Below are 10,929 nucleotides of genomic sequence, written 5' to 3' on the forward strand. Positions count from 1 at the left end.
CTATGCAGGTTCGTTCAACAAGTCCAAGAAATCTACTGCCTGAGCTTCCATAGTATGAATCACTTTATCTGTACGAACTACTAAGTGATTATATCCTATATACGCTACAATACCTACTACAAGACCACCAACGGTTGTAGTCATAGCCGTATAAATACCTTCGGCCAGAACTCCCATATCTGCAGTACCAGAACTGGATGCCAAATTATGGAATGCCAAAATCATACCAATTACAGTTCCTAAGAATCCTATCATAGGTGCAGCACCTGCTACTGTAGCCAAAATACCTACATTCTTTTCTAGTTTGTAGACCTCCAAACGCCCTGCATTTTCAATAGCTTTATTAATATCTTCCAGAGGATGTCCGATTCTAGAAATACCTTTCTCGGTCAATCTTGCCACAGGATTATTCGTTTGAGCACATAAAATCTTAGCCGCTTCAATTTTTCCACTTGCCACATTATCTCTAATCTGATGCATAAAGCTTTCATCATATTTGGAAGCCGCTTTGATAGCAAAAAGTCTTTCAAAGTAAATATAAACTGCTACAAAGAGCAAAACAAAAAGTATAGCGATAATCACTATCGCTCCGGTCCCTCCACTTAACAGAAGGTCCATAATAGAGAGTGATTTCTCTTCAATTACTGTGTCAACTTGTGCAGAACTTTGGGTAAACGCACTGAGCATAGATAAATACATCATTTTGATTTCGTTAATTTAGTGTTAGTATACTAACGTTATTTATGTAGGTTAAGTATATCCCCAATTTACAATAAATAAATCACTCCTAATAATCCAACTCCTCCAAGCACTATTGTATAAGGGAAAGCCATTTTTACCATTTTGGTATATGATAATCCAATTAATGGTGCTAACGAAGAGGTTAGTAAAAATAAGAACGCTGCTTGACCATTAGGTGTTGCAACACTTGGTAAATTTGTACCTGTGTTAATCGCAATAGCTAAGTTTTCGAACTGCTCTCGAGTAATAGCACCCGCATCAAAAGCTTGTTTCACTTCACCAATATATACCGTAGCAACGAATACATTATCACTGATCATGGATAATACTCCATTCGCTACATAAAACATAGAAGGCTGATCTTTTGGGTCTAATTTCAACGCCCAATCGATAATAGGAGTGAATAAATGTTGGTCATGAATCATCGCAACAATTACAAAGAAAACCACCAATAGTCCCGTAAATGGTAATGCTTCTTCAAAAGCTTTACCTAATTGATGCTCTTCTGTAATACCCATAAAGGCCGTTTGAACGATAATCAATGCTAACCCTATAAATCCAACTGGTGCAAGGTGTAATGCTAATCCTATGATCAAAAGTATAGCAGAAACCGCTTGAACAATTAACCCATATTTAGATCGGTCTGATCGATTGGCATCTTCCTCGTCTGTATAGTTCTGTATAATTGTTCTGGCAACATCTGGTAATTTGGCTCCAAAACCAAACGATCCTGTCATTTCCAAAACCACTGTAGTAAGTAAACCTGCCCCTAAAACAGGTAAGGATATAGGTGCCATTTTCAGGAAAAACTGAATAAAATCCCAACCCATTCGCTCACCAATCAATAAGTTTTGAGGCTCACCTACAAGTGTACACACACCTCCTAAAGCTGTACCTACAACACCATGCATCACCAAGCTTCTTAAAAAGCTTCTGAATTGTTCTAACGTTTCTCCACTAAGTTCTTTTCGATCCAAGACCCCACTATCATCATAATCTCCTGAACCCGAATGTATTTTGTGATACACCCCATAAAATCCAACAGCAACACTAATCAAAACTGCTGTTACTGTTAAGGCATCTAGAAAAGCCGAAAGTACCGCTGCAAGAAATACAAATAGCAGCGACAAAATCATTTTTGATTTAATCTTCGTAAATACCTTACTGAAGATATACATCAACAAAGGTTTCATAAAGTAGATACCGGCCACCATGAATACCAACAAAAGAATAACTTCTAGGTTTTGCTCAACTTCGAGTAATACTCCTCCTTTGATTCCTTTTCCTAATTCATCATGAAGTACTTTTCCATGATCGAGTTTGTACATAGGATGCGTGAGGCCTAAAGCAAGTGCTTCTATAGCTAATATCCCCCCTGATTGCAGAGGATAACATTTTAGCGCCATCGCCAAAGTAAAAATAAACTCCGCTATAAATACCCAAGCGGTTACGGTTGGTCCTAATATGAAATACGAGAAAACATTAAAAATTAAAAATCCGATCATTACAAATTTGAACCATTTCGGACTACTTCCTAGAAAATACTTTAACATAGTGATGCTTGGTTATACATTAATATTATACCAGCTGTTTGAAGGCTATTTCAAACGCTGTTTTACTTATATTTACTTTTGTTTGTTTGCTATCGTAAGTGCTCTGTATTGCTTTTTTTATAGTTTCTGAAGTATCTTTAAAAATAGCTTCATCCGTCATTTGCACCCTACGCTCCATAAAATAGGCAAATACTCTAGCCATACCGCAATTTGAAATAAAATCTGGAATAAGACTTACCTTTTCATCGGTATACTCCATGATAGGCCCAAAAAATATTTCTTTATCGGCAAATGGTACATTTGCCCCACAGGATATTACCTCTAAGCCAGAATCAATCATTTGTGTAATCTGTTCCTTGGTGATCAACCTGGAAGCTGCACAAGGTGCAAAAATCTCAGTTGGCAATGACCATATCCTTTCATTCATCTCCTCGAAAGGAATTAACGTTTCACTATACAGCTTATTACCTTTCTTGTTTAAATATAACTCCTTTATTTCTTCAAAAGAGAACCCATCTTCCTTGATAAGACCACCGATATGATCGATAATACCTACAACTTTGGCTCCCATTTCAGATAGATAATAGGCAGCTGCCGAACCTACGTTTCCAAAACCTTGGACTACAGCTCTTTTCCCCTTGACATCCCCGCCATAAATGGTATAGTAATGCCTAACCGCTTCTGCTACGCCATATCCTGTAATCATATCCGCAACAGTATACTTACGGGATACATCTGGTGAAAAGGTAGTATTCTCCAAAACTTTAATAACCCCTTGACGAAGCTGTCCTATTCGATTAATTTTATCCGCCTCCGTAGGTTGAAAATGCCCATTAAAGACTCCTTCTTGTGGATGCCAAACTCCACATTCTTCAGTAATTGGGATTACCTCATGAATTTCATCTACATTAAGATCTCCTCCTGTTCCATAATAACTCTTCAGTAAGGGAGATACCGCTTTATACCAACGCTGAAGCACTCCTTTTTTTCTTGGATCATTGGGATCGAAGTTAATTCCAGATTTTGCACCTCCAATTTCAGGTCCCGAAACTGTGAACTTTACTTCCATGGTTTTGGCCAAAGAAAGCACTTCATTCATATCTAATCCTTTTCGCATTCTTGTACCACCACCAGCAGCTCCACCTCGTAAAGAATTGATCACTGTCCAGCCTTCGGCTTCGGTTTCAGAATCCTTCCAATTAAAAACTATCTCAGGCGCTTTATTTTCATACTTTTTTAGTAATTCTTTCATTCTTAAAATTTCAATTTAGCAAATCAATAATTCTCTCTTTAAAAAAAACAACACCAATGGTGTCTGTAAAAAGTTAAATTAAATATCCTCCAAACGGAGGTCAGCGCTGAGTCATTTTTTTGCGTTTTGAATAGATTAATAGGTTACTACAAAGCAACCTCACAAATATAAAAAACTAAATATCCCTAGAACGAAAATAAAGGTAAAATTATCGTATCCGAATAAACTGGCAATCTTAAACAAAATAGCTTCAAAATTCCCCCATAAGACCATACGTGTTTTGATATTATTTTGCCCTAAAATTTCATTACATCAAAAAACAAAAAAAACACCAGAACTATCATATTATCAACTATATTTGTAGAATTAATAAAAATATCGGGGTTATCTCGATTTATTTTCATCAAAAAGTAGGAATTGCGTGTTATGCACGCACAGTAAATTTTCAATACATATGGACTTTAAATTATCCGAAGAACAGTTAATGATACGCGATGCTGCTCGTGATTTTGCTAAAGCAGAATTGTTACCTGGAGTAATAGAACGCGATAATAAACAAGAATTTCCCACTGAACAGGTTAAAAAAATGGGAGAACTTGGATTTTTAGGAATGATGGCTTCTCCAGAATACGGTGGAGGTGGAATGGACACCTTATCTTATGTACTAGTTATGGAAGAGTTATCAAAGATTGATGCTTCTTGCTCAGTAATCGTATCAGTAAACAACTCTTTGGTATGTTGGGGTCTTGATGAATATGGATCGCCAGAACAAAAAGAAAAATATTTATCCAAATTAACCAATGGTGAATCGATTGGTGCTTTTTGTTTATCAGAACCAGAAGCGGGTAGTGATGCTACTTCTCAAAAAACTACGGCAATAGACAAAGGAGATCACTATGTATTAAACGGAACTAAAAACTGGATTACTAATGGAGGTTCTGCAGATTATTACTTAGTTATTGCACAAACTGATAGAGAAAAGGGACATAAAGGAATTAATGCCTTTATTGTTGAAAAAGGATGGGAAGGTTTTGAAATAGGGCCAAAAGAAGACAAATTAGGAATTAGAGGAAGTGACACTCACTCTCTTATTTTTAATGACGTTAAGGTACCTAAAGAAAACCGTATTGGTGAAGATGGATTTGGTTTTAAATTTGCTATGAAAACATTGGCAGGAGGTCGTATCGGTATTGCCGCTCAAGCATTAGGTATTGCTGCCGGAGCTTATGAATTAGCCAAAGAATATTCTAAAGTTCGTAAAGCATTTGGAACTGAAATCATGAATCATCAGGCAATTGCTTTCAAGCTTGCTGATATGCACACCAAAATTGAAGCTGCAAGAATGTTAGTGTATAAAGCAGCGATCGATAAAGATAACCATGACAGCTATGACCTTTCTGGAGCTATGGCCAAGCTTTATGCTTCTGAAGTCGCTATGGAAACTGCTGTAGAGGCTGTACAGATACATGGTGGTAATGGATTCGTAAAAGAATACCATGTCGAACGATTAATGCGTGATGCAAAGATCACTCAAATCTATGAAGGTACTAGCGAAATCCAAAAGATTGTAATTTCAAGAAGCGTTCTTAGAGATTAATTAGATATCACCTCATAATTAAAACCCCAAACTAAGAACTAGTTTGGGGTTTTTTAATTCAATTACTATACTAATTAGCACAAATTTTCAAAAGAGTCTTTCCTCATTGAACACGTTTAGCATATTACTACTGTCTCAGAATCACCGCAAAGAACCGGATCATTAAGAATTCCTGAAAGACATTCTCTTGTTTCCAAACAAATGATGATTGCAGTACGAACACTACCTGTATCTTCATCTGGACAAACAAAAAATGAATCAGATGTCCCTCCATTTATCCCTTGCTTAGCTCGTTTATCCAACCTTGCTACATTTATTTTCTTCAGTGTGATTTTAGTTTTATTTTGTTTTTTCATGATGTATTCAAATTAATAGATATCCTAAGGGTTATTCAATAACTTTCGATACTTCTAGTCACAGTTTATTCCTCCGGTTTCTCTACATATCCCGTCACCAGAATTATTACAAAATATAATTCCCGTAGGCACACTACCAGTATCTTGGCCATTACCACATACAATAAAAGTACCTCCCTTTACAGATCCTTTTATTTCTTTGTCAAGTCTGGCTACATTTATTTTTTCTAACTTAATTTTTGTTTTGTTTTGCTTTTTCATATTCTTAATCGAAAAACTATTTTTAAAAAATTAAAAAATCCGAAGGCGTTAGAGTTAAATCAAACAATACCTCTAACCGCTTTGGAAATACTTATTTTAATAAATCAACATTTATTACCAACTTCACTTTCTCTGCATAATTGGTTTCCAGCAGATGGACAACCAAAAGTTCTTTCACATAAAGCATCCCCTGCTATTCCAACTTTGGTTTTTAAACTACCGGTATTTCTTTCATCACATAATATAAAGGATAGCAAAGTCCCTCCTTTAATTGATGCTCCCGCTCGTCGATCTAGTCTTGCGACTTGAATTTTTTTTAATTCAATTTTTGTTTGTTTACGTTTTTTCATAATATTCTAATTACATCCTTTTTACCCCCCAAAAATAGAGAAGAATTCCAAAAAAAAAGCTCCAAACTGGTTAACATTCATAAATATTCACCAATAAAAGCTTATTCAACCCCTTGATTATCAATACTTTTTATAAACTCTGCTGGTTTACAACCTTTTCGCTTCAAAAACGCCTTTGCAAATGACTGTATGTTGTTAAACCCTACTTCTCCGGCCATTGATCTTACCGAATATTGCTTAAACTTTTTATTCGTTTTAATTTGATCCACGCAAAAATCAATTCGAAGGTCATTAATATAATTTGCAAAATTCTTCCCTTTCTCAATATTAATAACCTTGGATAGGTACGAGGAGTTAGTTTTTAAACTTTTTGAAACACTACCCAAGGATAAATTATTTTTCAAGTATTTGTGATCATTTTCAAAATCTTGAAGCTTTTTCAAAATCTCCTTTTTAATATCTTCTGGAACTTCTACAACAATAGTTGCTTCTTTTTTCTTTTCAATCGAATTAACCAACTCTGTATATTTATCAGAAATTTCGGAAAACTTATTCCTTCTTTTCTTTAAATAAAAAAACAACGATATGAGAATTGACAATAAAATTACACCAAAAAGAATTGACCTATATCTCGACATTTTGTTTTTAGAATCGATGGTTTCGATCAATTCCTTTTTATCTTTCACCAATCTAGCTATATCATACTTTTCTACGATATTATTATTTAACCGAGCATACTTTTCATTGAACGTTCGCTCCAATTGAAGTAATTTATTGGTAATTCTAAGCTGATTCTCTAAATCCTTATTCTCCTGATAATAATCAATAAGCAATGTGAAAATCTCATGTATTTGAGGAACATAATTGAATTCATTCGTAGCGGACTCTGCCTTTAAAAGGTAATCCAACCCCTCTTTCTTTTTACCCAATTTCAGTAAGGATTTAGCTAAGTACAAATAAGAAATTTTCACATTAACATCTTCCTTATCTTCTCTTGAGGTGACCAGCATTTTTTGTAAGCTGTCTTTAGCTTCAGTATACGCTTCTCTGTAAAAACTATTTACTCCATATGCAGATAACAAATCTGGGTAGAACTCGGCATTCCCCGTAGAAAATCTCAATCGAATTCCTTTATTTAAATAATAACTAGCAGAGTCATATTTTTTAAGACGATTATAAGTATCACCCAACTTGTACAGTGTAGCTGCGTAGGTCATGGGGTACTCTACTAAGGTATCTTCCTTGATTAAAAAATCATAATTTTCCTTAAAAGTGATTAATGCTTCTCTATTTTTCCCCAAATTAGTCTTCAACAAGGCGATATTATGTTTTAATGCAACTATTTGCTCCTCATTTTCAACACGTTCAGCATGTTTTAAAGCAATCAAATAGGATTGCAAAGCATCATCATAACGATCCAAAGCATATAATGCATATCCTTTTTTTAAATATCCGGTTGCTGGATAACGCATATGCGTTTCCATATCTTTTGTTGTGATAATAATAGAATCGGCATACTGTAAAGCTATATTGTTTCGGTTACTATAATCATAAACATTAAACAACAAGTTGTAAGCTCTTGCAGTTTGTATGACATCGTTTTCATTCTTTGCTTTGTCCAAATATTCTCTTGCGATATGAAAACTTAAAATAGAGTCCTCACTATTTTCGTCAAAAAGCTGATCTAACTCATCAAATGTCTTGGACTTTAATGAATCGAACATTTTTTGTGGATTATTATCTGAGGATTGTGCTTTTAAACCAATTGACCATAAACAAAGCCATAATACAATACCAAAACGAATACTTTTTATATACATCTTAAAATCGGGGGAGCTAGCTTTAATACAATTATTCCAACATAAGTTTGAAGTATATAAAAAAAATAGATGTTAAAAAAATCTGAAAGGCAAAAATCATCTTTATTTCATAAATAATCAGAGATTCCTACGAAAAACGGTAAGGTAACATTTATGAATACAAAGGGTAATATTCATGAATACGTACCTGATCGCCTTGAATTACAGTTGTCTCGCCAATACATTTGTCCCGTGGATATCAGAAAACAACCTATATCCCATCAAGAGGTTACCTCATTTTTTGCAAAAAAGTCGAACTACTATAATCGACTTTAAACTAAATATAGTGTCACATTTTTACTCAATTTTTAAAATAATGCTTAATAAAGAAATGAAAAAACACGTAAAATTATTTTCCTATTTACTTGTAGGATCAACCCTATTACTGTCTTGCGATAAAGATGAATTGGTGTTTGAAGAAGAATTATCTATTAACGACAGTAATTTTTCAATGATGAATGGCAAGCTAAAGTTTGCTTCTAAAGAAGATTTAGCTGAAACTATCAATTATCAAAAAAATGAAGGGCGTAGTACTGCAGCAAACACTTTTGAAAACTTATATCAAAGAGGGTTTAGATCACACAAACCAATAATAGACAAAAACAATGTTGAACTAATTTCAAAACTCAAACAAGAACGACAAGAGAAAGTTCAAGCGGGAAGAACTGATATTATTCAAGGTAACGATTTGATCGGAGACCCATTTTTTGCCGCAGTACTTAATGAAGATAAAGAAATTATAGTTGGGGAGTCCATTTATAAATATACTCCAAGAGGTTTATTCTTCTCTAAAATAGAAGACAGTTCTAAAATGAGAAAAGTAGCCGCTCAACAAAACAAATTTAACAAACTAGCAAAAGTCGATGCAATTTGTGAATTAAGAGATTCTGAATATGGAATTACCGAAATGGAATCAGGAGTTCATCGTTTTGTTAGACCTGTTGAATTAGAATTTGATACTTGCGGAGGCGGTGGATACTCTGGAGGAGGAAGCAGCTCTGGTAGCGGAAACAACTCAGGAAGCGGTAGTGGCAGTAGTAATGAAAACCCAAGAAATTCAGAGATTGGCCTTAACCAACTTATCCAAGGACTAGATATTTGTAATGGAGGAAAAGAAAACTGGTTCCAGAATATTTTTGGAAGCTATAGATATTGTCATAAATATTTCAATGATGACGAATTTAGATTTGAGTTAGACTATTGGAACCAAGAATGGTTAGTTTATGCTTCTGTAGGAGTTGAAGCTGAGACTCACGAGGATGGATGGTTATGGTGGAATAATGTAGATTCTGACGAAATCATATTAGGAATTAACAAAGTACATTTAACTTATAATCTTCCGGCTCCAGATATTGCATTCGAAAGTAATTATGTACAAAATACTTTAAACCAATTCCACAGCGCTCCTTTATATATGCACAATGGAAGATTCTTGGTAGAAAACAACAATTCGATCTATGAGCCGGTAAAAATTAAAGTATTAAACAACACCGCTCTACCATTTTTTGATATTAGAGGAGAAAATGTACTTAACATTTATCTAGGTAAATACTTTGGGCAAGATATCGGACTTACAAATTATGATATCTTCAATGAATCCAATATTAAGCAAATCTATAAGCTAGGTATAGATTTCCTTAAAAAACAAGCTTCTTCTTCTAGAAAAGACTTTGTTGTGACTGTACAAAGAAACAACAACACTATTGATGTCTTGTATTTTGATGAAATGAAAAGAAATTACAATACTGATGAAGTAGAAATAAAATTTGATTCTGATTGGTCTGTTGTACTTGGAGCAAAGTCAGCAGATGGAGGAGATAGTTTTTCTATTGATTATCAAGCTACATTGGGTAGTCTAGATTACCTAGGAGACTACAAATATATATCCGTTGATATCTATGGATTAGCACGAAGAGGGAATGAGTGGAAAGGACTACGCTTAATAATGAAATAACACGAACACTAATAATTTATAATCATGAAAAAAAATCAAAGTAAAAAAATAGAACTCAGTTTAAACAAACAAAAAATATCAAAATTACAGGCCACCAAAATTAAAGGTGGAGCAACCTTCCATTTAGGCGATTGCTTTTCTTCCTGGGATATTGATTGTATATATTCTAAAGGAAAAGATGATATGATCAACAGACCTCGTTAAGCTTAAATATACATTATACTTTTTATTATAAAACGAAGTAAAAAGGGTCTCTTAGGACCCTTTTTCTTTTAACTCTTTTGTGATGAACCCGACTATATTCAAATCATGCTCCACTTACGATTATCAAATCGGTTATCTTATATGTGAAATGGAATACATTCGAAATGAAACTGTGAGAATAACAGAAGATCTTTCTGTTACTGATCTAGATTTCCGTTTTGATAAAGATGCTAATAGTATAGGAACACTGTTGATGCATATAGCAGCTTTAGAATTCAAATTCGTTCTCAATTTCCTCTTCAAACGTCCATTTAATAATGAAGAAAAAGAAAAATACGCCCCAGCCATGCCAATTTTTATGCATAAAAACTTAATACAAGGAAATCCCATTTCATATTATCAATCAGAATTACTTCACGTTAGAAAACAAACATTAAGTCAATATGAAATGATTAAAGATGAATGGCTACAACAAGAAGTGATAACTCCTGCGGGAGAAAAGATAGGTAATCACCTATACCTAAATAAACACATATTATTTGATGAAATTTCTCATCAAGGTCAAATCAAACTAATCAAAAAACGATTACAATAAACGTTTTATGATCTTAATCCAACTTTTGTATACCAAAAAATACCCTTTAAAAACTCTAATTACATCTTTTTACAACTACATATTTTTTTAGGGTATAAAAAAACCCTCATCGATTGTGATGAGGGTTTTCAAAGAAGGCGGCGACCTACTCTCCCACGATTGTAGTACCATTGGCGCTAACGGGCTTAACTACTCTGTTCGGAATGG

At 34.2% G+C, this 10,929-nt stretch carries 11 protein-coding genes and 1 rRNA gene; 4 read left to right on the plus strand and 8 right to left on the minus strand.

What is annotated here, in order from left to right; all coding sequences use genetic code 11:
• From ACXAGJ_RS23415 to ACXAGJ_RS23425, 3 genes are all read right to left on the minus strand, one after another.
• Window positions 1–699, minus strand: a complete 699-nt coding sequence (locus tag ACXAGJ_RS23415; protein ID WP_425290172.1) for a MotA/TolQ/ExbB proton channel family protein — start codon at window positions 697–699, stop codon at window positions 1–3.
• Window positions 700–767: 68 nt separating this feature from the next.
• Window positions 768–2,294 (minus strand): sodium/proton antiporter NhaB, encoded by a 1,527-nt coding sequence (gene nhaB / locus ACXAGJ_RS23420; RefSeq protein ID WP_073322098.1) that lies wholly within the window; start codon window positions 2,292–2,294, stop codon window positions 768–770.
• Window positions 2,295–2,319: 25 nt separating this feature from the next.
• Entirely contained in the window at window positions 2,320–3,546 is a 1,227-nt protein-coding gene (locus ACXAGJ_RS23425; RefSeq protein ID WP_474843452.1) for a Glu/Leu/Phe/Val dehydrogenase dimerization domain-containing protein, read from the minus strand.
• A gap of 454 nt (window positions 3,547–4,000) precedes the next feature.
• Between ACXAGJ_RS23425 and ACXAGJ_RS23430 the strand changes: the two genes are divergently transcribed.
• Window positions 4,001–5,143 carry an acyl-CoA dehydrogenase gene (locus tag ACXAGJ_RS23430; protein WP_073322104.1) on the plus strand — a complete coding sequence of 381 codons (1,143 nt, stop codon included), beginning with the start codon at window positions 4,001–4,003 and terminating at the stop codon, window positions 5,141–5,143.
• 116 nt (window positions 5,144–5,259) lie between these two features.
• On the opposite strand, the gene ACXAGJ_RS23435 is transcribed toward ACXAGJ_RS23430, so the two are convergent.
• The 4 genes from ACXAGJ_RS23435 to ACXAGJ_RS23450 form a co-directional block, all read right to left on the minus strand.
• Window positions 5,260–5,499 carry a hypothetical protein gene (locus ACXAGJ_RS23435; RefSeq protein ID WP_474843455.1) on the minus strand — a complete coding sequence of 80 codons (240 nt, stop codon included), beginning with the start codon at window positions 5,497–5,499 and terminating at the stop codon, window positions 5,260–5,262.
• 54 nt (window positions 5,500–5,553) lie between these two features.
• Window positions 5,554–5,760: a hypothetical protein gene (locus ACXAGJ_RS23440; RefSeq protein ID WP_474843457.1), complete on the minus strand. Its 207-nt coding sequence runs from the start codon at window positions 5,758–5,760 to the stop codon at window positions 5,554–5,556.
• Window positions 5,761–5,864: 104 nt separating this feature from the next.
• Entirely contained in the window at window positions 5,865–6,110 is a 246-nt protein-coding gene (locus ACXAGJ_RS23445) for a hypothetical protein (protein ID WP_073322113.1), read from the minus strand.
• A gap of 101 nt (window positions 6,111–6,211) precedes the next feature.
• Window positions 6,212–7,834: a helix-turn-helix domain-containing protein gene (locus ACXAGJ_RS23450; protein WP_474843459.1), complete on the minus strand. Its 1,623-nt coding sequence runs from the start codon at window positions 7,832–7,834 to the stop codon at window positions 6,212–6,214.
• 466 nt (window positions 7,835–8,300) lie between these two features.
• Here ACXAGJ_RS23450 and ACXAGJ_RS23455 point away from each other — a divergent pair, with 466 nt between their 5' ends.
• The 3 genes from ACXAGJ_RS23455 to ACXAGJ_RS23465 all read left to right on the plus strand — a co-directional run bounded on the left by ACXAGJ_RS23455 (window position 8,301) and on the right by ACXAGJ_RS23465 (window position 10,722).
• Window positions 8,301–9,923 (plus strand): hypothetical protein, encoded by a 1,623-nt coding sequence (locus ACXAGJ_RS23455; protein ID WP_474843461.1) that lies wholly within the window; start codon window positions 8,301–8,303, stop codon window positions 9,921–9,923.
• 24 nt (window positions 9,924–9,947) lie between these two features.
• Window positions 9,948–10,127 (plus strand): hypothetical protein, encoded by a 180-nt coding sequence (locus ACXAGJ_RS23460; RefSeq protein WP_073322122.1) that lies wholly within the window; start codon window positions 9,948–9,950, stop codon window positions 10,125–10,127.
• Window positions 10,128–10,275: 148 nt separating this feature from the next.
• Complete coding sequence (locus tag ACXAGJ_RS23465; RefSeq protein ID WP_474843463.1) at window positions 10,276–10,722, plus strand: DinB family protein; 447 nt, start codon at window positions 10,276–10,278, stop codon at window positions 10,720–10,722.
• Window positions 10,723–10,854: 132 nt separating this feature from the next.
• Here the strand turns inward: ACXAGJ_RS23465 and rrf are convergent.
• Window positions 10,855–10,929: ribosomal RNA gene (gene rrf, locus ACXAGJ_RS23470) — 5S ribosomal RNA — on the minus strand; the annotation flags it as partial.

It is taken from the genome of Aquimarina sp. AWH4_224 (assembly GCF_056160245.1).